Source organism: Gordonia sp. DT101 (assembly GCF_049844895.1).
In the GTDB taxonomy this organism is placed as follows: Bacteria; Actinomycetota; Actinomycetes; order Mycobacteriales; family Mycobacteriaceae; genus Gordonia.
This window is the reverse complement of record NZ_JBNCLX010000006.1, coordinates 288,186-309,390: the sequence shown is the minus strand read 5'-3', so window position 1 is coordinate 309,390 and position 21,205 is coordinate 288,186. Positions and strand designations below refer to the sequence as shown.

General features: G+C 65.7%; 21 protein-coding genes. 16 read left to right on the top strand and 5 right to left on the bottom strand.

Annotated features, from left to right (window positions below; genetic code table 11):
* Position 1 precedes the first annotated feature (1 nt).
* From ACLQ3I_RS20790 to ACLQ3I_RS20770, 5 genes are all read left to right on the top strand, one after another.
* Complete coding sequence (locus ACLQ3I_RS20790; RefSeq protein ID WP_425804367.1) at positions 2-976, top strand: hypothetical protein; 975 nt, start codon at positions 2-4, stop codon at positions 974-976.
* 78 nt (positions 977-1,054) lie between these two features.
* On the top strand, positions 1,055-1,396 hold the full coding sequence (gene rplS / locus ACLQ3I_RS20785) for a 50S ribosomal protein L19 (RefSeq protein WP_164306672.1): 342 nt from the start codon (positions 1,055-1,057) through the stop codon (positions 1,394-1,396).
* An 18-nt stretch (positions 1,397-1,414) separates the two neighbouring features.
* Complete coding sequence (lepB, locus tag ACLQ3I_RS20780; protein ID WP_425804364.1) at positions 1,415-2,287, top strand: signal peptidase I; 873 nt, start codon at positions 1,415-1,417, stop codon at positions 2,285-2,287.
* Positions 2,288-2,324: 37 nt separating this feature from the next.
* On the top strand, positions 2,325-3,017 hold the full coding sequence (locus ACLQ3I_RS20775; RefSeq protein WP_425793675.1) for a ribonuclease HII: 693 nt from the start codon (positions 2,325-2,327) through the stop codon (positions 3,015-3,017).
* Positions 3,007-3,318, top strand: coding sequence for a DUF2469 domain-containing protein (locus ACLQ3I_RS20770; protein ID WP_124706974.1), 312 nt, complete (start codon positions 3,007-3,009; stop codon positions 3,316-3,318). Before ACLQ3I_RS20775 ends, ACLQ3I_RS20770 begins: the two co-directional genes overlap by 11 nt.
* Positions 3,319-3,414: 96 nt before the next feature.
* Here ACLQ3I_RS20770 and ACLQ3I_RS20765 read toward each other — a convergent pair whose 3' ends face one another.
* Positions 3,415-4,017 (bottom strand): DUF3558 family protein, encoded by a 603-nt coding sequence (locus tag ACLQ3I_RS20765; protein ID WP_425804466.1) that lies wholly within the window; start codon positions 4,015-4,017, stop codon positions 3,415-3,417.
* A 551-nt stretch (positions 4,018-4,568) separates the two neighbouring features.
* Between ACLQ3I_RS20765 and ACLQ3I_RS20760 the strand changes: the two genes are divergently transcribed.
* From ACLQ3I_RS20760 to dprA, 4 genes are all read left to right on the top strand, one after another.
* Positions 4,569-5,897 (top strand): hypothetical protein, encoded by a 1,329-nt coding sequence (locus ACLQ3I_RS20760; RefSeq protein ID WP_425804362.1) that lies wholly within the window; start codon positions 4,569-4,571, stop codon positions 5,895-5,897.
* Positions 5,898-6,010: 113 nt separating this feature from the next.
* The gene (locus ACLQ3I_RS20755; protein ID WP_425804359.1) at positions 6,011-6,433 is read left to right on the top strand and encodes a YraN family protein; all 423 of its coding nucleotides are present in this window, start codon (positions 6,011-6,013) and stop codon (positions 6,431-6,433) included.
* Positions 6,430-7,965 (top strand): YifB family Mg chelatase-like AAA ATPase, encoded by a 1,536-nt coding sequence (locus tag ACLQ3I_RS20750; RefSeq protein ID WP_425804356.1) that lies wholly within the window; start codon positions 6,430-6,432, stop codon positions 7,963-7,965. Before ACLQ3I_RS20755 ends, ACLQ3I_RS20750 begins: the two co-directional genes overlap by 4 nt.
* Complete coding sequence (dprA, locus tag ACLQ3I_RS20745) at positions 7,962-9,095, top strand: DNA-processing protein DprA (RefSeq protein WP_425804354.1); 1,134 nt, start codon at positions 7,962-7,964, stop codon at positions 9,093-9,095. The genes ACLQ3I_RS20750 and dprA overlap by 4 nt, the downstream gene beginning before the upstream one ends.
* 493 nt (positions 9,096-9,588) lie before the next feature.
* On the opposite strand, the gene ACLQ3I_RS20740 is transcribed toward dprA, so the two are convergent.
* A complete protein-coding gene (locus ACLQ3I_RS20740) occupies positions 9,589-10,152 on the bottom strand; it encodes a TetR/AcrR family transcriptional regulator (protein ID WP_425804351.1) in 564 nt (187 codons plus the stop codon).
* 144 nt (positions 10,153-10,296) lie between these two features.
* On the opposite strand from ACLQ3I_RS20740, the gene ACLQ3I_RS20735 reads away from it, so the two are divergent.
* Positions 10,297-11,157, top strand: coding sequence for a siderophore-interacting protein (locus ACLQ3I_RS20735; RefSeq protein ID WP_425793683.1), 861 nt, complete (start codon positions 10,297-10,299; stop codon positions 11,155-11,157).
* Positions 11,158-11,235: 78 nt separating this feature from the next.
* Positions 11,236-12,162 (top strand): tyrosine recombinase XerC, encoded by a 927-nt coding sequence (locus ACLQ3I_RS20730; protein WP_425793685.1) that lies wholly within the window; start codon positions 11,236-11,238, stop codon positions 12,160-12,162.
* Here ACLQ3I_RS20730 and ACLQ3I_RS20725 read toward each other — a convergent pair.
* Positions 12,110-12,727: a peptidoglycan DD-metalloendopeptidase family protein gene (locus ACLQ3I_RS20725; RefSeq protein WP_425804463.1), complete on the bottom strand. Its 618-nt coding sequence runs from the start codon at positions 12,725-12,727 to the stop codon at positions 12,110-12,112. The genes ACLQ3I_RS20730 and ACLQ3I_RS20725 overlap by 53 nt on opposite strands.
* A gap of 324 nt (positions 12,728-13,051) precedes the next feature.
* Between ACLQ3I_RS20725 and rpsB the strand changes: the two genes are divergently transcribed.
* Both rpsB and tsf read left to right on the top strand, forming a co-directional pair.
* Positions 13,052-13,867, top strand: a complete 816-nt coding sequence (rpsB, locus tag ACLQ3I_RS20720) for a 30S ribosomal protein S2 (RefSeq protein WP_164306762.1) — start codon at positions 13,052-13,054, stop codon at positions 13,865-13,867.
* Between the two features lie 80 nt (positions 13,868-13,947).
* Positions 13,948-14,772, top strand: a complete 825-nt coding sequence (gene tsf, locus ACLQ3I_RS20715; RefSeq protein WP_425793686.1) for a translation elongation factor Ts — start codon at positions 13,948-13,950, stop codon at positions 14,770-14,772.
* A 26-nt stretch (positions 14,773-14,798) separates the two neighbouring features.
* Here the strand turns inward: tsf and ACLQ3I_RS20710 are convergent, their stop codons facing one another.
* Positions 14,799-16,529 (bottom strand): MFS transporter, encoded by a 1,731-nt coding sequence (locus ACLQ3I_RS20710; protein ID WP_425804460.1) that lies wholly within the window; start codon positions 16,527-16,529, stop codon positions 14,799-14,801.
* 29 nt (positions 16,530-16,558) lie between these two features.
* Positions 16,559-17,986 (bottom strand): condensation domain-containing protein, encoded by a 1,428-nt coding sequence (locus ACLQ3I_RS20705; RefSeq protein ID WP_425804349.1) that lies wholly within the window; start codon positions 17,984-17,986, stop codon positions 16,559-16,561.
* A gap of 353 nt (positions 17,987-18,339) precedes the next feature.
* Here ACLQ3I_RS20705 and ACLQ3I_RS20700 point away from each other — a divergent pair, with 353 nt between their 5' ends.
* From ACLQ3I_RS20700 to pyrH, 3 genes are all read left to right on the top strand, one after another.
* A complete protein-coding gene (locus ACLQ3I_RS20700) occupies positions 18,340-19,302 on the top strand; it encodes an alpha/beta hydrolase (protein WP_425804346.1) in 963 nt (320 codons plus the stop codon).
* A gap of 65 nt (positions 19,303-19,367) precedes the next feature.
* Entirely contained in the window at positions 19,368-20,324 is a 957-nt protein-coding gene (locus ACLQ3I_RS20695) for a glucosyl-3-phosphoglycerate synthase (RefSeq protein ID WP_425804344.1), read from the top strand.
* Positions 20,325-20,460: 136 nt separating this feature from the next.
* The gene (gene pyrH / locus ACLQ3I_RS20690; protein ID WP_425793690.1) at positions 20,461-21,201 is read left to right on the top strand and encodes a UMP kinase; all 741 of its coding nucleotides are present in this window, start codon (positions 20,461-20,463) and stop codon (positions 21,199-21,201) included.
* Positions 21,202-21,205: the final 4 nt, after the last annotated feature.

The following is a 21,205-nucleotide window of genomic DNA, read 5'->3' as shown; positions in this document are numbered from 1 at the left end:
TGTGCACCACTGGCTCTCGCATCGGGCCGCCGACTGGATGTCGCACGACATCATCGAGCGGGGTCGATTGCCACTGCTGGTGTTCTTTCTGGGCCTGATCGTCGGGTTCGTGGTGATCCGCATCAGCGTGCGGTTGATCAGGGCCGACGTCGGCTGGTGGTTCTCGAACGTGACCGCGGGCGACACACACGTCCACCACGTCGTGTTCGGGGTGGTCCTGACGCTGTTGTCCGGGCTCGGGTTGATCGCGTTCGCGCTGAGTGGCGACCAGGCGGCCATGTCCATCCTGGCCGGGCTGTTCGGTATCGGTGCTGCCCTCATCCTCGACGAGTTCGCGCTGATCTTCTATCTGCGTGACGTCTACTGGTCGCAGGAGGGTCGGACGTCTGTGGATGCGGTCTTCATCGCCCTCGCGGCAACCGGCATGATCCTGCTCGGTTTCCGGCCACTCGATCTCTACTTCGACGCTCTCCACGACCTGCGGATCGGTCGGACCTTTCTGGTCGACCTGATCGCCGCGGTGCTGAACCTGGTGCTGGCTGCGATCGTCGTGCTGAAGGGCAAGGTGTGGACCGGCGTGATCGGGGTCTTCGCGTGGCCGTTGCTGATCGTCGGGGTGATCCGGCTGGCGCGTCCGACGTCACCGTGGGCGCGCTGGCGATATCTGTCGCGACCGAGGAAGCTGGAACGCGCGATCGAGCGGGAGCGAAAGCTCCGACGTCCGTTCGTCCGGGTGAAGATCTTCGTGCAGGACCTGGTCGCCGGGCGGCCCGACGTCCTGCCGCACGTCCGGGCGGCGACCGAGGATCGGCTCGATCATGTGGTGCATCCGGCGCCGCCGCCACCGGCGATTTCGCCGCAGCGGGGTCTGTCTGGCACAATGGTCGGGTTGCCTGGCGATGATGTCCCACCTGAGGGACGTGGTCCCGGGACGCACCTTGACTCGGAGCACGAACCGGTCGAACCTCACACATGATCACCCGCTGGCCGGGAGGTCGAGTGTGGGCCGCCAGGTTCCTCTGTTCACGCGAACCGCCAGATTGGACCAACCACGATGAACACCCTCGACTTTCTCGACAAGCAGTCGCTGCGCGACGACATTCCCAAGTTCGGACCCGGTGACACCCTCGACGTACACGTCAAGGTGATCGAGGGCTCGAAGGAGCGTGTTCAGGTGTTCAAGGGCGTCGTGATCCGTCGCCAGGGCGGCGGCGTGCGCGAGACCTTCACCGTGCGCAAGGTGTCCTTCGGCGTCGGCGTGGAGCGCACCTTCCCGGTGCACAGCCCGAACATCGCCAAGATCGATGTGGTCACCCGCGGTGACGTGCGTCGCGCAAAGCTCTACTACCTGCGCGATCTGCGCGGTAAGGCAGCCAAGATCAAGGAAAAGCGCTGACGCGTCTACCCTGACGACGTGGCTGACACACACTCCACGGGTGGGGAATCCGAACACGCTGCCGATCGCTCGTCCTCCGATGCCGGGGACTACGACTGGGACCGCGACGGCGACCACCCCGATGAGCGCCCATGGCGCACCAAGAGTGACAAACCCATGAAGCGTGGCTCGCTACTTCGTGAAGCCGTCATCATCATCGGCTGCGTCTTGCTGCTGACCTGGTTGTTGCAGACCTTCATCGGCCGTCAGTACGTCATACCGTCTGAATCGATGGAGCAGACCCTGCACGGCTGTGCAGGCTGCACCAACGACCGCATCGTCATCGACAAGCTGTCGTATCGCTTCGGCGACCCCAGTCCCGGTGACGTGGTGGTGTTCAAGGCTCCCAGTGAGTCATGGGACGGCGCATGGCTCTCGCCCCGCTCGGAGAACCCGGTGGTCCACGGACTGCAGGATGGTCTGTCGTGGTTCGGTTTTGCGCCGCCGGACGAGAACGACCTGGTGAAGCGTGTGATCGCGACCGGCGGACAGACCGTGGAATGCAAGAACGAGGAGAACGTCGGGGTCAAGGTCGACGGTAAGCCGTTGACAGAGCCATACGTCGACAAGCAGTTGCAGGCCAGCGACGTCGCGGCCGGCAACGAGATGGCTGCGGGCCCCAACGGTCAGCCGAACTCCTGCTACGGGCCAGACTTCGGTCCGGTCAAAGTGCCCAACGGCAACGTGTGGGTGATGGGGGACAACCGCGCCAATTCGGCGGATTCCCGATTCCACATGGAGGACGAGTTCCACGGCACGGTCCCGGAGAGCGACATCCGCGGCAAGGTTCGATTCATCATCTATCCCTTCTCGCGGATCGGTGGTGTGTCCTCGCCCAATCCCCAGTCATGACATCGGCGATCGCACCGATGTGGGGAAGAGGTGAACTGTGAGCCGTTGGCCGCCACGATTTCCGATTCGTCGGGCCGCCAGTCTGCGCACCTTCGAGTTCGCGTTGCATCGTAACGGGCTCGGTCCGGTCGCAGGCGTCGACGAAGCAGGCCGGGGAGCGTGCGCGGGACCGCTGGTCGTCGCCGCATGCGTCCTCAAACCCACGCAGATCGCCTCGCTCGCCGATCTCGACGACTCCAAGCGCCTCACCGAGGCGGTACGTGAGTCGCTGTACAAGGCGGTGACGAAGTACTCCTTGAGTTGGAGTGCGGTGATCATCGACGCTGACGAGATCGACCGGATCGGCATCCACGTCGCGAACATCGAAGGGATGCGTCGCGCGGTTGCCGGCCTCGATGTCACACCCGGGTACGTGCTCTCGGACGGATTCGTGGTCCCGGGCCTGACGGTCCCGTCGCTACCGGTGATCGGTGGCGATGGTGCCGCCGCCTGTATCGCGGCCGCCAGCATCATCGCCAAGGTGACCCGGGACCGGATCATGGTTGCGATGGACGCCGCCGTGCCCGGCTACGATTTCGCAGTTCACAAGGGCTACAGCACAGCCCATCACATGGCTTGCATCGATCGACACGGACCGTCGGTGCAGCACCGTATGTCCTACCGGAATGTCGCCGCGCGGGTGACGTCCGGCCCCGACCCGACCACGATAGGCTTGTCGAATGAGTGCTGAGGATCTCGAGAAGTACGAAACCGAGATGGAACTCTCCCTGTACCGCGAGTACAAGGACATTGTCGGTCAGTTCACCTATGTGGTGGAGACCGAGCGGCGCTTCTACCTCGCCAACGCGGTGGAGATGGTGCCCCGCAACACCGACGGCGAGATCTACTTCGAGCTGCGCATGTCCGACGCCTGGGTCTGGGACATGTATCGACCCGCGCGCTTCGTCAAACAGGTTCGGGTCATCACGTTCAAGGACGTCAACATCGAGGAGCTCGAAAAGCCGGAACTCCGGCTCCCGGACGAGCCCTGATCCACCCAACCTCCGCCGGTTCCGCCCGTCCGCGATTTTGTAGCATTAATCCGCACCTGCTGCGGGTTAATGCTACGGATTCATTTGGCGGGGTGGTTATTTGGGGATTTTGTCGATGGTGGCGCGGGTGAGGTCTATTGCGACGTCACAGAGTTCGCTGTAAGGCTTCCGTGGGAGGCTGAAGTAGGACGCTTTGGTGAGGACACCTGCCTCGCCTGACTGGACGTACGTCCAGCATGAGTCTCCGGAGTCGAGCATCACTCCCACCGTGCGTCCCGAGATACTCAGATCTGGCCGCCAAACATTCGTACGATATTTGTCTTTGTATTGTTCGATAGAGGTCGAATTTCCGAGAATCTGGGCAACCCGCCAGTCCCTCTCGGCTGGAGGAAGGCGTCGCCACGTGCAGCCACGGAGACTCTGCCCATCAACAGTTGCTGCATCAGTCACGGACCCCGCATCAATGCCAAGACCCGCTAGTTCTGGTGGTGTTAGCGCGGTGCAAGGCTCGTAGGCGGTCCCATCATTTGACGGGTTCCACCGTTGCAGATAGTTGTTCTCAAAGGGGAGTTCCTTGCCAGCATCATCCATTTGCCTCGGTCCGTTAGGCGCTGGTTGAGAGCTTGCAGGAACTCCCATGCCCTCCGTCGAGCTGGTGCATCCAGCGAGCAATAACAACAGTGCGCAACCGGAAATCATTACACTACGCGGCGACATTAGATCTGAAAGTCATTCGAGGCGATATTGCGATCTGTGTCGGCAAGGGTTCGCGCCGCATCTCTGCAATTAGTAGCGAGTTTACGAAGTTCCTCTACCTGGCTAGCAAGTGTGTGATTCCAGCCATCGTCGCGAAGTGCTCGCTTTAGACGCTCAAACAGAAATCGCCCCTCCTCACAGCTATCGCCGAAGTAATTCCTTCCGACAATGCTTGAAATAGCGTCCTGAGCGGTTGCAAGTTGATCCGCGGCGTGGTCGGCCGCGTCAGCGCGCCGGGTCCAAGCGACGTCATCGGACACGACTTTGGGAGCGCCCAGGATTCCTCCCACCTCCCCACGCATCGACGTCCCATCCCCACCGCTCATACAGTCCTCCCCACAGAACCTTCGACGTCGCATGCGTCGCAGCGGTTCCACCCTAGCTGTCCACACATGCAGGTCTCGTGCCCGCAGACACAGAAGTCACAAGTAGGATAGCCAACCGTTGGGCATCGATGGTGGCGACCGGTGGAAGGCGCAGACCGAGGGGGATCCGTGGCGGACGATGGCTCCAAATATTTCTGGAACGCGTCGGATGGTGGCAAGAACGCGGGGTCGGCCGGCGGCTCGAGCAGCGGATCGACCGACTGGCAGCTCGCTATCCAACAGATGCTGAGCCGTATCGCCTCGATGGAACCGGGCTCGGCTGGGGCGGATGCGGCCGCGCTGCAACAGGCAATCGATGCCGCGATCAAGGCGACAGAACGCCTGAAAGACTTCGGTCAGGATGGTCTCGAAGGCCACGCCGCGCGAGGAAGTGCAGAACGCGCAACTCGACTCGCGACCGAAATAACCTCCGGAGCGAAGTCCGTCTCGGGGGGAGTGGGCGCCTTGGCAACAGCGCAGGGGATTCTCGCGGCCGCCAAGGTACAGGAGCCATTCCTCCAGCAGATGCAGAAGGAGATGGAGGAAAAGCCCGAGGACGCCGCGGACATCATGACGCGCGCTGCATCCCTCATGACGAGCCTCTACAACGGACCGATGAGCTCTGCGGCAGGTCAAGCGCCCGACTCGATCATGAATCCAACAGTCGGTTCTGCCCTGATCTCAGGTTCGACCGCCAACGTCGTCGGCGGCTCAGGTGGTGGAGGTGGAAACAGTGGCGGCGGAAGCACTCACACCACGGTAGGCGGATCTTCTGACCTCGGCGAGTACGGCAACAACGGTGCGTCGACAACGGCGGCGACGCCGACCGATGCTGGTACAGCAGCTCAGGCGCCGACATCGAAGACCGAAACTTCTGGCGACAAACCATTGTCGCTGGGCAATGACGCCGCGAGCAGTGGTGGCGGTGCCGATGATCCCGACGATCTGAGCCGAGGCGGCCTCGGGAGCGCGAACAACTCCGGCAGTTCGGCCTTCCCGTCCGGAATGATGCCCGCCGGTGGCGCTGCCGGAGCGACCGGCGCAGGCGGGAAGGTCGGCGGCGTAGGTGCGGGCGCCGGTGGGTCGGGCGCGGCCGGCGGAGCCAACGCGGCATCGGCGATGTCTCGAAGACTGTCCGGTGCGATGCCGACACCCGCGCCGACGTCGACTACGCCTGCGAGTTCCACGGCACCGCTGGGTGCCGGTCCGGGTCGCGCAGGCGGCCCGATGGGCGGTGCACCCCACGGTGGGCGCGCGCGCGGATCCGACGACCGAAGTCACAAAGCGGCGCACTACCTCCACACGCAGGAAAACGGGGCGGAGCTCGTCGGCAGCCTGCCATTGGTCGGGCCGCCGGTGATCGGGGACTGGTCGCCGCCGCAGGCTCCGGAAGCGGCCGAATCGTCCGCGTCAAAATCAGGTGAAGCAGATGGGACCGACAAGGATCTCAAGCTCTGATCCGTCGGTGGGAACAGAACGCAAGCTGTCCACATTCTCGGAACCATCCACAGAACCGGCCGATTTCGTTGGTGACGAACTGAATCGTCATCGGCGGGAGCGATGCTTATGGCATGAGCGACAACACATCCCGGCCGCAGCGGTCTGCCTCGACTCGACGCCCGCGCAGCGCGGATATCGGCCGTCTCGGCGAGGATCTCGCCGCCGACCACGTGCAGGGTCTCGGTTGGACCGTTATCGAGCGCAACTGGCGTAACCGATTCGGCGAGCTGGATCTGATCGCCGCCGACGGGGCTGTGTTGGTGGTCGTGGAGGTGAAGACGCGGGCCTCCCGGGTCTTCGACGATCCGGCCGCGGCCGTCACCCCTCTCAAGCTGGCGCGTATGCGTCGACTGATCCGACAGTGGCTGGCCGACCATCGCGAGGGGTGGTGGAACGAGATCCGCTTCGACGTGCTGTCCGTTCAACTCGATTCGCGGGACCCGACCGCAGTCGACCGGGCCGTGGTGCGTCATCATCGAGGCGTGTTCGAATGAGTGAGCCAGGCCTCGTCACCGGGCTCGGGCGCGTCCATTCGGTGGGGCTCAACGCGTTTGTCGCGCGGCAGATCGAGATCCAGGCCAACGTGGGGCACGGACTACCGGGTTTCGCGGTCACCGGCACGGTCGATGCGTCGCTGCGAGAGGCCCGCGATCGCGTCCGTGCGGCGATCTCGAACAGCACGCTGAAGTTCCCGGACATGAAGGTGACGGTCTCACTCGCTCCGGCCGACCTCCCCAAGACGGGCTCCTCGTTCGATCTCGGTATGGCTCTGGCGATCCTTGCCGCGACCGATCAGGTGGCCACCAGCAGATTGAATCACACAGTGTTCCTCGGCGAGCTCGGCCTCGACGGCGGGCTGCGGCCCGTGCGCGGCGTCCTGCCGGCCCTGAAGAGAGCCCGCGACTGCGGCTTCACCCATGCCGTGGTGCCGATCCCGAACATCGCCGAGGCCGCTCTTGTCGCCGATCTCGACGTCGGTGGCGCATATACCTTGCGGGAGGTGGTCCGCTGGCTCGCTGGAGACCACGTGCTGGACACGGTCACCGACGCCGACAACATCCCACCGCCGTCGGAGGTCGCTGACATGGCCGACGTCGTCGGACAGGCCGAGGCGCGCCACGCCCTCGAGATTGCCGCTGCCGGAGCGCATCACGTTCTGATGACCGGGCCGCCCGGCATCGGCAAGACGATGCTCGCGCGACGGTTGCCCGGCATCCTGCCCGCGCTGTGTCCCGAAGAATCCCTGGAGGTCACCGCTATCCACTCCATCGCCGGGACCTTGCGGGCCGGCCATCCACTCATCACCGACGCGCCGTTCGTCGCGCCGCATCACACGACAACGGCAACCGCATTGCTCGGCGGCGGTACCGGTCTCGCCCGACCGGGCGCCGTGTCTCGTGCACACCGAGGTGTTCTGTTCCTCGACGAATGTGCCGAGATGGGGGCCAAGGTTCTCGACTCATTACGACAACCGTTGGAAGAAGGCGAGGTCCGTGTCTCGCGACGAGATGGCGTGGCCACCTACCCGTCCCGATTTCAGCTGATCATGGCCGCGAATCCTTGTCCGTGCGCACCTGCACATGACATCGACTGCGTCTGTTCGGCCGTCGCGCGACGTCGATACCTCGGGAAGCTGTCGGGACCGTTGATGGACCGCGTAGACATCCGGGTTCGTATGGATCCACCCGGGAACACCGCCCTGATGAACTCGGTCGAGGAGCCCAGTGCGACGGTTCGAGAGCGTGTCTCGCAGGCTCGTGCCACCGCAATCGAACGATGGTCGGAGCACGGCTGGCTGACCAATGCGGAGGTGTCGGGGTCCGCGTTGAGGCAGCGATTTCGATTGTCACCCAAGGCACTACGTCCGGTCGAGCTGTTCCTCCGAGACGGGCGAGTGACGGCTCGCGGCGCCGATCGCGCGATCCGCTTGGCGTGGACCTTGGCCGACCTGAAGGGATGTTCCGAGCCGGGTGAGACCGAGATCGCCGAGGCCCTGCTGTACCGGGACCGGAGAGGGCACCGATGAGCCACCACCTCGACGACGCCGAGCGTCGGGCCTGGGCCTACCTTGCCCGGGTCGCCGAGCCACCGTGCGCCGCACTGGAGGCCCTGTGCGATCTGCTCGGCCCCGCCGAGGCGGCAGCCGCGGTGCGGGCACGTTCGGTTCCCGCCGGTCACCAATTGGTACTCGAGGCCACGGGCGCGCGCGCCGACATCGACACCTCCGCAGAAGACCTGGAGATCGCGGAGCGGACCGGGGCCAGGCTGGTGACCCGCGACGACGCCGAATGGCCGGGCTGGCCGCTGATGTCGTTGAGTCAGTCGGACACGGCCGCCCGCGGCGGTGAGCCGTTGGCGTTGTGGGTCCGTGGGCCTAGGCGACTCGACGAATTGGCGACGACTGGTGTCGCGCTGGTGGGTTCGCGTGCCGCGTCGGGCTATGGCGAACAGGTCGCGTCGAGCCTCGCGTCCGGACTCGCCGCGGAGAACTGGACAGTGACCTCGGGCGGGGCGTATGGGATCGACGGGGTAGCCCACCGAGCCGCCCTGGCCTCCGGCGGTTCGACGATGGCGGTCATGGCTTGTGGGATCGATCGCGACTATCCCGCCGGTCACGCACGGTTGCTCGCGGAGATCGCCGGCCGGGGCCTGGTGGTCTCCGAGTACCCGCCTGGCACCACGGCTGCCAAGCATCGTTTCCTCACCCGGAATCGCCTGGTGGCCGCGATGTCCGACGCCGTGGTGGTGGTCGAGGCGGGACGTCGGTCGGGCGCGGCGAACACTGCCGCGTGGGCTCGGAAACTCGGTCGGCCTCTCGGGGCGGTACCCGGCCCCGTGACGTCGGCGACATCGATCGGATGTCACCAGATGATCGCCGACGACCTGGCAGTTCTCGTGATCGACACCCGGTCGGTCATCGCGCTCGCCGCTCCCGACGGCACAGGCGACATCGGCCGCGGCCGAACGCGGTCCACCGATCGCCTCACCGCAGACGAGCAGCGCGTGCACGACGCGTTGCCAGGACGGGGTTCGGTCACGATCGAGGAGATCGCGTTCTCCGCGGGCCTCGACATCTCGGCAGTACGATTCGCTCTGGCCCGGATGGATGTCACTGGACACGTGGTGAATGACGCGGGAATGTGGCGATTGCCATGAGGGAACCGACGGCAGCGGGACGAGAGCACGAACTGTGCGCCCGCCGGCCGCACTGTCAGCGAGCGCCCCCCGACACATGCCGGCCGACGATGATCGGTAGGTCGAGGAAGGTTCGGATGCCGTGGGCGGCGCACAGCGGTCTGATGGCGTGGATGCGGTGGAACCCGAAGTCCGTGAGAGGGTCTCGATTCCACTCGCTGCTCTGCGACTGATTCGACCGGCCCCATGACATCGATCCTCAACGAGTAGTCGGCGCGGGTGACATGAGCATCACCTCAGCAGGACGTCGGCCGCATGGTGCGCTCAACGGTCCGCTGAGGTGATCCTGGTGTCAGGCTTGTTCATGCCCCGCCGCTTTGACGACCCTCCGCGCACGCGCTCGGTCCGGAACCTTCCCGGCCCCTTCCTCGTGATGATGCAAGCCGACGAGCCATAGGCCGGATATGGGCGACCGTGGGGGCTCCGTGAAGACGATCAGGAGGTAGGAGACCGCTCAGCGTCCGGTGAGCAGGTCGATGAAGATCCGGGTGTCGTCGTCACTCGCCGGGCCGTGGCGCCGGCGCGCGTGCAGGTAGCCGATCCCGGCGTACAGGAGCGTCGTCGCACGCGCATGTGCCTCCGGCTCGTCGAATCCGAGTTCGCGCATCGTCTCGTGGGCGACGGCGAATATCTGATCGTCGAGTGCGGCCACGGTTTCCGCCAGGGATTCGTCGGTTTCCGCCCAGGTGCGGACGGCGGCTTCGACCGTCCAGCGTCGAGGGTCGGACACCAGCCGGACCATCGCCTCGATCCGCTGCACCGGGGGAAGTGTCCGCAGATCGGCCAAGGTCTGCCGCGCCGACTCCTCGACCTTTCGGCAGTGATCGGCGAGCGCCGACATGAGGGCGGCGATATCGGTGAAGTGCCAGTAGAAGCTACCCTTGGTCACCCCGAGGTGTGCGCACAGTCGCGAGATCTTGATGGCTCCGACGCCCTCGGTGATCAGCAGCTGCATCGCGGCATCGAGCCAGTCATCCACGGTCAGACGCGATCCGCGTCGAGGGGACGGCTCCGGCATGTTGACCTCGATGGGTTGTGACTGTGTACTGGCAATTCGACGAACTGAACTCCCACGTTAGATCACGCCGCGAATACGATGCGCCGGATCTCTTTACTTAGGTTTACCTAACGCAGCGTACGGTGGTGCTCGAGAGGAGGCTTCATGGCCAAACACATGAACATCATGACGGTGCTCCGGCGTGAGCAGCTCAGCCCGCATTTCGTCCGTCTCTACCTCGGTGGCGATGAGTTCGACGACTTCACTCCCGACGGCGATCCCGGCACCTGGGATACCGACCTGTACATCAAGATTGCCTTCGGCCCCGATGGGGCGCCATTCCAGGGCGACGTCGACCGCAAGGAGATGCGGCTGATGCCACCGGCGGAGCAGCCCGTACTGCGGACCTACACCGTGCGCTCGATCGACGTGGACCGCCGCGAGATCGCCGTCGACTTCGTCGTCCATGGGGACGAGGGCATCGCGGGTCCATGGGCGGCAACCGTCGAACCCGGTGCGACCGTTCGATTCCTCGGTCCCGGCGGTGGCTATCGGCCGGCGGCGACGGCTCCCTGGCACCTGTTGGCCAGTGATGAGGCCGGATTACCCGCGGTCGCCGCGGCTCTCGAGGCGCTCCCCGACGACGCTGTCGCAAAGGTGTTCATCGAGGTCGCCGGTCCCGACGATGAGATCGCACTCACGGCACCGGCGGGTGCGGAGATCGTGTGGGTCCATCGCGGTGGTCCGGCGGGTGAGGTCGGAGACGGCCGGGCCGGCGACAACGCGCCCCTGATCGCCGCGGTCCGCGACGCCGAATGGCTCGACGGGGAACCGCACGTCTTCATCCACGGCGAGGCGCAGGCGGTGATGCACAATCTGCGCGCCTACGTGCGCAAGGAACGCGGTGTCGGGGCAAAGAATGCGTCGATCTCCGGTTACTGGCGCCGGGGTCGCACCGAAGAGGGCTTCCGCGAATGGAAGTCGGAGTTGCGCACTGCCGAGGAGGCCACCGGAGCCGCGGTGTAGCGGCCGGGACGGGCACGATCCGGCAACGGACCGCGCGCCCGGTTGCGCTCGGCGACGGCGACTAGTTCTGTCGATGCCATGACCGCCGAGTCCGACCCCGCTTCGCCTCACGACGACGGCGTCCTCGACGACTTCGCCACTTTTCTCACCTACGAGAAGGGGCACAGCGAACACACCGTGCGCGCGTACGTCGCCGACGTCCGCGGACTCGTCGCGTTTGCGGGTGCGCGCGGCGTGTCCGTCTCGGACATCGACCTGCCGCTGCTGCGGAGTTGGCTCGCCGATCACACGCGCCGCGGTGCGGCGCGCACCTCGATCGCGCGCCGGGCGTCGTCGGCGAAGGCGTTCTGTGCATGGGCCACCCGCGAGGGTGTGCTCGGCGCCGATCCGTCCACGCGGCTGCAGGCGCCGAAGGCGCACCGGACGTTGCCTGCAGTGCTCGCACCGGACCAGGCCGCCGCGACGATGCGATCGGTGGCAGGCGGCGCGACGGATGAGGAGCCGCTCGCATTGCGCGACCGGTTGATCGTGGAACTGTTGTACGCCAGTGGGATTCGTGTCGGAGAGCTGTGTGGCCTCGATGTCGGCGACGTCGACGCGACGCGACGCGTCCTGCGGGTTACCGGTAAGGGGAACAAGGAGCGGACGGTGCCGTACGGGGAGCCGGCCGAAGTGGCGATCGACCGTTGGTTGACTCACGGGCGGCCGGCACTGGCCGGACCGTCGTCGGCGGGTGCGCTCTTGCTCGGCGCACAGGGCGGTCGGCTCAACCAGCGGATGGCCCGACGCGTGGTCCACCGCGCGGTGGCGGCGGCCGGCGGCCCGGACATGGGGCCGCACGGACTGCGGCACAGCGCGGCCACCCATCTTCTCGAGGGCGGTGCCGATCTCCGGGTGGTGCAGGAGTTGCTCGGGCATTCTTCGTTGGCGACCACACAGCTCTACACCCATGTCAGCGTGGAACGTCTGCGTGCGGTCCATCGGCAGGCGCATCCCCGGGCCTGATCCCGCCGACGGGTTTCAGCCGGACGCGGAGTGCGCCGATCAGGGCGAGCGGATTCAGATAGGTGGCCGCTCGGCCCCGGCCCCGGCGAGCGCCCCAGTGCAGGCAGGCCATCGCCGGGCATCCCTCATGCCCGGCGATCACCGTGCCGATGACCTCACCGCGCTCTACCGTCGCGCCCTGCCGGACCGAGGCGCGGACCGGCTCGTAGGTGGTGATCAGCGCATCGGCATGACGGACCGACACGACTGGACGTCCGGCGACCAGACCGGCGAACTGCACCGTCCCGGGCCCGGCCGCGCGTACGACGCTGCCCGGCGACGTGGAGAGATCGACTCCGCGATGACCCGGTTGCCACCGGTGCTCGGGAGGATCGAATCCGCGGATCACCGCAGGCGGCGGGGGCAGTGGCAATCGGAATCGTGGATTCGCGGCGCTGGCGACGCCCGGCAGCGCATACAGCAGCACGGCAACGATCACGAGCTCGGACAATGCGTACAGGACGATCCCGAACAGACGTTTCCGGCGGCGCCGTCGAGCCCCGCGGTCGTGGTTGGCCATGAACATCTGACGCACCGGCGGCTCGATCGGCTCCCACGGAGATCGCCGCCGGCGGGCCGGCCGTACACGGTTCGGTCGAACGCCGGGTGGGGATTTTGTTTTTCGGCAGGTGACCGGCGTAAACTGACCGACGCACCTCATCGATTTCGGTGAGGTGACTTCGCGCGCCTGCGTTGCGAACCGCACATCACCTCGTGAAAGCGGTTCATCACGCCGGGTGGGCGGTCTCGGAAGCGGTCGAGAACTGCGACCCGGGTCCACCACGGCGGCAGGCGTCAGGATCGGCACCGACCGGTGTCGATGTCAACTGCACACAAAGGAAATGACGACATGGCTGTCGTGACCATGAAGCAGCTGCTGGACAGCGGCGCACACTTCGGGCATCAGACCCGCCGTTGGAATCCGAAGATGAAGCGGTTCATCTTCACCGACCGCAACGGCATCTACATCATCGACCTGCAGCAGACGCTGACCTACATCGACAAGGCGTACGAGTTCGTCAAGGAGACCGTTGCCCACGGCGGCACGATCCTCTTCGTCGGTACCAAGAAGCAGGCGCAGGAGTCGATCGCCGCAGAGGCCACTCGCGTCGGTATGCCGTATGTGAACCAGCGCTGGCTCGGCGGCATGCTCACCAACTTCTCGACCGTCCACAAGCGCCTCCAGCGCCTGAAGGAACTCGAGACCATGGAGCAGACCGGTGGCTTCGAGGGTCGCACCAAGAAGGAAATCCTCATGCTGACGCGTGAGAAGAACAAGCTCGAGCGGACCCTCGGTGGTATCCGCGATATGGCCAAGGTGCCGTCCGCCGTTTGGGTGGTGGACACCAACAAGGAGCACATTGCTGTCGGTGAGGCACGCAAGCTCAACATCCCGGTCATCGCGATCCTCGACACCAACTGCGATCCGGACCTCGTCGACTACCCGATCCCGGGCAACGACGACGCGATCCGCAGCGCCGCTCTGCTCACCCGCGTGGTCGCCTCGGCAGTCGCCGAGGGAGTGCAGGCCCGAGCCGGCCAGTCCTCCGACGATTCCAAGCCGGAAGCGGGCGGCGGCGAGCCGCTGGCCGAGTGGGAGCAGGAACTTCTCACCCAGGCGACCGCGCCCGCCGGTGGCGAGGCCGGTACCACCCCGGCCCAGTAGGAACCAGTCCTGATGCCTCCCCGGGCCGGGACCCGGCCCGGGGAGGCATTCGACACTCTCTCTAAGGAGGCTCGCCAACGATGGCGAACTACACCGCAGCCGATGTGAAGCGTCTCCGTGAGCTCACCGGCTCAGGAATGATGGACTGCAAGAACGCGCTCGCGAACAACGACGGCGACTTCGACAAGGCCGTTGAGGAGTTGCGCATCAAGGGCGCGAAGGACGTCGGCAAGCGTGCCGAGCGCTCCACCGCCGAGGGCCTCGTCGCAGCCAAGGACGGCGTGCTGATCGAGCTGAACTCGGAGACCGACTTCGTCGCGAAGAACGCCGAGTTCCAGGAACTCGCCGACCAGATCCTCGACGCCGCAGCGGTCGCCAAGACCAGTGACGTGGACGCGCTCAAGACGGCGGCACTGGGTGGCGGCACCGTGGACGAGGCCGTCGCCGCACTGTCGGCCAAGATCGGCGAGAAGCTCGAATTGCGTCGGGTCGCCTACTACGACGGGCCTGTTGCCGTGTACCTGCACAAGCGTGCATCCGACCTGCCACCGGCTGTCGGCGTGCTGGTGTCCTATACCGGTGAGGGCGACGCTGCCGCGGAGGCCGCGCGAGGCGCCGCCATGCAGGTCGCCGCGCTGCGTGCGAAGTACGCAACCCGTGACGAGGTGCCCGCCGACGTGGTGGAGAACGAGCGCCGCATCGCCGAGCAGACCGCGAAGGAAGAGGGCAAGCCCGAGCAGGCGCTGCCGAAGATCGTCGACGGCCGCGTCAACGGCTTCTACAAAGATGTCGTGCTGCTCGACCAGCCGTCGGTGCAGGACTCCAAGAAGACCGTCAAGGCTCTTCTCGACGAAGCGGGCGTGACCATCAACGGGTTCACGCGCTTCGAGGTCGGCCAGTCCTGACCTGTTGACCAGCAGACGACCCCGCGTCACCGCTCAGGTGACGCGGGGTCGTCTGCTGTCCGGGGTTGTACGCGCGGTCGGCGGCCGAGACCCAGCGTCAGCACGGCGATCGCCGCGCACATCCCGGCGAGCACCCACAGCGTGGTCTGAAACGCCCCCACGAAGCTTCGTGCCGCCACCGACCGGCCCGCCACCTGCAATTCGCGCGTGGCCTTGCCGACCAGATCCGCGGCCATACCGGTCTGCGCCGAGGCATCGTCGCCGCACCCCGGCGCGGGTCGATCGGGATGCGGCGAGGTCAGCTGGCCGCGCGCACAGTCGGCGAATCGATCGGCCATCGGAGCACGGAACAGCGGCTCGACGGCGGTGTTCTGCAGGTCTGCCACGAGCCCAGCGCGCGCCGCGGGCACCGCGGACTGCGCTTGAGCGGCAACCTGACCGAAGAAGAACAGCGACACGACGGCCAGCCCTATCGACGCGCCGATCTGCTGAACAGTCGGCACGCATCCCGATGCCGAGCCGATGTTCGCCTCGGAGGTGTCCGACAAGATCGCCGTCTGTAGTGGCGCGACGAACAGCCCTGTGCCGATCCCGCCGACCACGAGTGGTGCGATCACGGCGGGTATCGACATCGTGCCACTGATCGGCTGGAGGGTCAGCCCGACCCAGGCCAGTCCGGCGCCGAGGACGATGGCGCCCGCACACAGTGTCCGGGCCGAGCCGATCCGATCGACGACGGCAGGGGAGACCACGGAGCCCACCGCGCCGCCGAGAGCGAACGGCAGCGCCAACAGCCCGGTCCGCAAGGGCGAGTAGCCGAGACCGAACTGCGCCGAGATGGACACGGTGAAGAAGAATCCGGCGAACACACTGAAGAAGAGCAGTGACAGCGACAACCCGACCGAGAAGCGTCGCGACCGGAACAGATCCACCCTGAGCAGGGGGGTGCCGCCACGTGCGAGGAGGCGCCGTTCGAGGACCACGAACAGCACGAGCAGCACCACCGACACACCCATCATCACCCAGAGCTGCGGAGGCCAATCCTGCTCGCGCCCGACCGCAAGGGGATACAGCAGGAAGAACAGACCCGCGGTCGACAACACCACGCCCCGCAGGTCCAGTCGGGGTGCCGGCAGCTCACGCAGCTGCGGAAGCCTGCGCCACGCCAATCCGCACGCGATCACGCCGAGCGGGACGTTGACGAAAAAGATCGTTCGCCAACCCCACCCGAGAACGTCCGAGGTGACGAGGACACCGCCGATGACGGGTCCGAGCATGGCGGCGAGACCTGCGACCGCGCCGTAGATGCCGAAGACCAGACCATGTCGGGTCTTGGGGAACAGCGCGGCGATGAGCGCCAACGTCTGCGCCGACATGAGGGCCGCGCTGACTCCCTGGGCGCCCCGGAACACGATCAGTTCCACCGGTCCCCGCGCCACCCCACAGAGCACCGACGTGACAGTGAATGCCAGGATCGCGGTGACGAACACCCGCCGACGACCAAGTCGGCCGCCCAGGGTTGCGGCTGTCAACAAGGTGCACGCGAATGCCAGGGTGTACACGCTGAGGACCAGGAGTTGCTCGGAGGTGGATGCTCCGAGGTCGACGGTCAGGTCCGGCAGGGCGATGTTGACGATCGTGGTGTCCAGCATCTGCATGAACAGACCGAGCAGACAGCCGGCAAGGGCCAACCAGGCTGCGCGGACCACCGGCTCGGCCGCGATCGAATCCGCGGGCACGGCATCGGCCCTCGCCATCGTGCCCAAGCGGTCGTGCGCTGTCGGGCTCACCGGGTCAACGCGGGGACAACCTGGTCGTAGTCGCCCTGCCTTGCAATAGTTTCCATGATCTCGATGAACTTGTCGGTATAGTCGCGCACGGATGCCCGGGCGATCTCGGTGTCGGGGTACAGAAAGGTCATCGAGGTCTCATCCTGGAATCGGTTGATCCACATGAACACTTCCTCGCTGCTGCCCCGGTTGCCGTACAGGCATCCGTTGATGGCATCGAACATCTCGACGCCGGGAAGCTTCCGCACGTCTATGTAGGAGATCATCGGGACCGACCAGCCGGGTTCGACATCGATGTCGTCTTCTGGCCGCACGAGTTCGAGGACCCGGTGGAAGGACACATCGGTCAGGCCTTTTCCGGCGTCGTAACTCCGGGCGGCCTGTGCGACCGCCGAGGCGAATGTGCTGTCGGGCTGCACTGTCACAGGAACCGGGATGAGGCTGGTGAACCAGCCCACCGAGTTCAGCTCACTCCCGGCCTGCCGGGTGCTCTTGGGCGTCATGCCCAGATAGCCGGACTCACCGGTGAACTCGGCGTAGACCAGCGCGGCGATCGCCATCAGGCCGGCGGTGACGTTTCCGCCGTTTGCCCGACACGCGTCCTCGAATCGCTGTGCCGCAGCGTCGTCGTCGAAGACTCTGGTCGTGAGATGTGCGCTGCGGGTGTGGGTGTCGGCATCCTTCCCGAGCGGTAGCGGAAAACGGGGAAGATGGCCGCCGTGAGTCGACACAACGTCGATCCACCGCTGGACCTGGGGAGAATTCCGAGAGAGTTCGCGCGAGATGGACCGCTCGCGCTCGCAGTAGTCGACGTAGCTTCCCACCGGCGCCAGCGGGGTGTCCATGCCGAACGCGGCATTCATGTACAAGGTCATCAGATCGACGCAGGTCATCGCCTGCGACATGCCGTCGGTGTTCAGATGATCCACCGCGCAGTAGATGGTGAAACCGCCATCCCACTCGATTGCGCCGAACGAGAAGCAATCCCAGTCGAATGGGCCAGGTGTCTCCTGCTGTACATGCGTACGGATTCGGGCCGGTGTCGGGGAATCGCCGTGATCGTTCCGGAGCAGGTCGATCGTCTCGGGTTCGGTCACGTGCCTGGCGATCGACCCGTCGGGCTCGACCGAGAACCAGGACCTGAACGTGTCGTGGCGGCGCAGGAAGGTGGTCAGTGCGGTGGTCAATGCCGACGGGTCCAGCTGCGCCTGGATGTCGAACGCGATCAAACAGAGACGTGAGAACCGGAAGCCCGTGGATTGGTTGCGCCGGGCGGCGCGGAGGTACTCCTCTTGCTGGTGCGACGGCGGCACCGGATGAATTGCGGCACGCGCTGATTCGGCGATCGATGACGGTGACGCGACCCAGCTGGTCAATCGACCCGGACGAGGGTTCCACTCGTCGATGAGCCCGAAACTTACCATCTCTAACCTCTATTCGCTGATTGCGGATGGAGCGGTGGCTCGCCCGTGGGCTGCCGCACTGAAGCATGAGATCTCGAAACGAGACCCAACCGGACGGACTGGAATGTCAATCCCTCCCAGAGCATCCACCCATGAAAGGTCTTGGCTGTCAACAATTTTAATTGGACAAAGGTCCCAGTCGTCCGTACTGTCGTGGGGCTGGACAGTGGGGCGGTGTTGCGGCACACTCCAATCGTCGACACCGAGTCGGGTGTTTCTGCGATGGGGGTGACAAGGTGGACCAGCCCGGAACGGGGCCTTCGGTCTCGCGTGCCAAGCGGGTCGCTGTAAGGGGAGTGGCGGCGGCGGCCGCAATGGCGTGTGTCGCCCTGGCGGGGCAGTTGATGCCGGCGATGTCGTCGGCGGCTCCGTTGGGCGCGACGATCGTTGCCGAACATGTCCGGCCGACCCACGAGATCGATCTCACGGTGCGCTCACCTGCGATGCGTAGGTCGTTGTCCGTCAAGGTGATTCCCGCGTCCGGCGGTGGTCCCGCGCCGACTCTCTATCTGTTGAACGGAGCTGCCGGAGGTGAGGGCGGGAGCAGCTGGTTCGACCAGACCGACATCCGATCGTTCTTCGCTGACCAGCATGTCAATGTCGTCGTACCGATGGGAGGTGCGGCGAGCTACTTCACGGACTGGAAGCGTCCGGATCCCACTCTGGGGTACCAGAAGTGGGCCACCTTTCTGACCGACGAGCTCCCCCGCGCCATCGACAAGCGGTTTGACGCCAACGGACGCAACGCAATTGCCGGCATCTCCATGGCTGGAACATCGGTCTTCCAGCTGTCGCTCCACGCTCCGCAGCTCTACCGCGCGATCGGTTCCTTCAGCGGGTGCGCGCAGACCAGCGACCCACTCGGACAAGCCGTCGTCCGGATGGTGGTGGAGAGTCGCGGCGGCGGGAACACTCTCAACATGTGGGGGCCGTCCACCGACCCGGCCTGGCGGGCGAACGATCCGTACCTGCACGTCGACAAGTTCCGCGGCAAGTCCGTCTACGTCTCCAACGGTTCGGGTACGCCCGGCCGCTACGACACGATCAACGGGCCGGGCATCGACGGCAGCGGCAGCAAACTGTTCGACCAGCTCGCAGTCGGTGCGGTCATCGAGACCGCGACCGGCGAATGCACCCGCAACCTCCAGCGACGGATGCGCGAACAAGGGGTGCCCGCGACCTTCCACCTGTACGAAGGCGGCACGCACGCCTGGCCGTACTGGCAGGACGAACTGCACCGGGCGTGGCCGCAGTTCCGACGGGCGCTCGCCGCGTGACGGCCCGTCGTCACGACCCCGGCGGGGTTGCCGCGGACGGTTCGGCCGCGATGGACCGTGATTCGATGACGATTGCCGCCATGCAGGGCTCGGCGACCTGGCTGGAATCGAACACGTGGGAGCGGCCCGACTGGACAGTTGACGACTTGATCGCCCGCAAGGACGGTCGGTCTATCTCGGTGGTGCTGCCCGCCCTCGATGAGGAGCGGACTGTCGGGTCCGTCATCGCGAGCATCATGCCCCTCGTGGGTGGGCTCGTCGACGAGGTCGTCGTCGTCGACTCCGGGTCGTCGGACGCCACCATGGCCCGCGCGGAGGCCGCGGGGGCACGTGTGGAGAGCCGGGAGTCGGCGTTGCCGGAAGTGACGCCGCTGCCGGGCAAGGGTGAGGTCCTGTGGCGGTCGCTGGCGACGACGGTCGGCGACATTGTGGTCTACATCGACAGTGACCTGGTCGATCCCGATCCGATGTATGTTCCCAGTCTCGTCGGTCCGCTGCTGATGGTGCCCGAGTTGCAGCTGGTCAAGGGCTACTACCGACGGCCACTCCTGGGATCGGGCGGGATCGATCCGACCGGTGGTGGGCGTGTCACCGAACTCGTGGTGCGCCCTCTGGTCTCTGCCCTGAGACCAGAGCTGTCCGCCCTGATCCAGCCGTTGGCGGGTGAATACGCCGGAACGCGCGAGCTGCTGACATCGATCCCGTTCGCCCCCGGATACGGCGTGGAGATCGGTATCGTCCTCGACACGCTGAGCCGGTACGGGATGGATGCGATCGGTCAGGTCAATCTCGGGACCAGAATCCATCGGAACCGCCCTCTCCGTGAGCTGGGGCCGATGTCCCGCCAGATCATCGCGACGATGATGAGCCGGCTCGGGATCGAGGATTCGGGGAGTCCTCTCACCCAGTTCCTGATGGAGGTCGACGGGCACTCGGTCCGGCGTGCCTATCCGGTCCTCGACGATCGGCCTCCGATGCGGCTGGTGCCGGGACGCACCCTGGCCGACGTCGGCGCTCACTGACCGCGCACGTCACACCGTCCGCCGGGGTGCTCTGCGTCGGCCGTCTCTCCCGGCGAACGGGCGCGCCGACCGCTCTTTGCCGGACCTCTCGTCGAGGGACGTACGATGTTCACCGAACCGACGAGTGAGGATGTTGATGAGCGAAACCCCCGACATGCAGCAGTCCGAACGTCACGGCTACCGTCGCGTGCTTCTCAAACTCGGGGGTGAGATGTTCGGCGGCGGCGAGGTCGGTCTCGATCCCGACGTGGTGGCAACCGTCGCCGACCAGATCGCCGAGGTGGTCGGATCGGGAGTACAGGTTGCGGTCGTCATCGGCGGTGGCAACTTCTTCCGAGGCGCCGAACTCCAGCAGCGTGGCCTCGACCGATCCCGGTCGGATTACATGGGCATGCTCGGTACGGTGATGAATTGTCTCGCTTTACAGGACTTTCTGGAGAAGCGTGGCGTGAGCACCCGCGTCCAGACCGCCATCTCGATGGGCCAGGTGGCCGAGCCCTATCTGCCGCTGAGGGCGCAGCGCCATCTGGAGAAGGGTCGGGTGGTGATCTTCGGTGCAGGCATGGGGATGCCGTATTTCTCCACCGACACCACGGCCGCCCAGCGGGCCCTGGAGATCAAGGCCGAGGTCGTGTTGATGGCGAAGGGAGTCGACGGCATCTACGACGCCGACCCCCGGATCGTCCCGGATGCGACCATGTTCACCGAGGTCACCCATCGCGAGGTGCTCGACAAGGAACTCAAGGTCGCCGACGCGACCGCGTTCAGTCTGTGTATGGACAACAAGATGCCGATCCTGGTGTTCAATCTGCTGGAGGAGGGCAACATCGCCCGGGCAGTCGCAGGCAAGCGAATCGGCACCCTGGTGGCAACGTAGTCAT

Bases quoted from the DNA above. Each gene is read 5' to 3' on its own strand.
- ACLQ3I_RS20750 (WP_425804356.1), top strand. From the start codon at position 6,430: ATGAGTGAGCCAGGCCTCGTCACCGGGCTCGGGCGCGTCCATTCGGTG.
- ACLQ3I_RS20700 (WP_425804346.1), top strand. From the start codon at position 18,340: ATGGCGTGTGTCGCCCTGGCGGGGCAGTTGATGCCGGCGATGTCGTCG.
- ACLQ3I_RS20710 (WP_425804460.1), bottom strand. From the start codon at position 16,529: ATGGCGAGGGCCGATGCCGTGCCCGCGGATTCGATCGCGGCCGAGCCG.
- ACLQ3I_RS20730 (WP_425793685.1), top strand. From the start codon at position 11,236: ATGACCGCCGAGTCCGACCCCGCTTCGCCTCACGACGACGGCGTCCTC.
- ACLQ3I_RS20735 (WP_425793683.1), top strand. From the start codon at position 10,297: ATGGCCAAACACATGAACATCATGACGGTGCTCCGGCGTGAGCAGCTC.
- ACLQ3I_RS20740 (WP_425804351.1), bottom strand. From the start codon at position 10,152: ATGCCGGAGCCGTCCCCTCGACGCGGATCGCGTCTGACCGTGGATGAC.
- rpsB (WP_164306762.1), top strand. From the start codon at position 13,052: ATGGCTGTCGTGACCATGAAGCAGCTGCTGGACAGCGGCGCACACTTC.
- ACLQ3I_RS20770 (WP_124706974.1), top strand. From the start codon at position 3,007: ATGAGTGCTGAGGATCTCGAGAAGTACGAAACCGAGATGGAACTCTCC.
- ACLQ3I_RS20695 (WP_425804344.1), top strand. From the start codon at position 19,368: ATGACGATTGCCGCCATGCAGGGCTCGGCGACCTGGCTGGAATCGAAC.
- tsf (WP_425793686.1), top strand. From the start codon at position 13,948: ATGGCGAACTACACCGCAGCCGATGTGAAGCGTCTCCGTGAGCTCACC.
- ACLQ3I_RS20765 (WP_425804466.1), bottom strand. From the start codon at position 4,017: ATGATTTCCGGTTGCGCACTGTTGTTATTGCTCGCTGGATGCACCAGC.
- rplS (WP_164306672.1), top strand. From the start codon at position 1,055: ATGAACACCCTCGACTTTCTCGACAAGCAGTCGCTGCGCGACGACATT.
- ACLQ3I_RS20705 (WP_425804349.1), bottom strand. From the start codon at position 17,986: ATGGTAAGTTTCGGGCTCATCGACGAGTGGAACCCTCGTCCGGGTCGA.
- pyrH (WP_425793690.1), top strand. From the start codon at position 20,461: ATGAGCGAAACCCCCGACATGCAGCAGTCCGAACGTCACGGCTACCGT.
- ACLQ3I_RS20725 (WP_425804463.1), bottom strand. From the start codon at position 12,727: ATGTTCATGGCCAACCACGACCGCGGGGCTCGACGGCGCCGCCGGAAA.
- dprA (WP_425804354.1), top strand. From the start codon at position 7,962: ATGAGCCACCACCTCGACGACGCCGAGCGTCGGGCCTGGGCCTACCTT.
- ACLQ3I_RS20755 (WP_425804359.1), top strand. From the start codon at position 6,011: ATGAGCGACAACACATCCCGGCCGCAGCGGTCTGCCTCGACTCGACGC.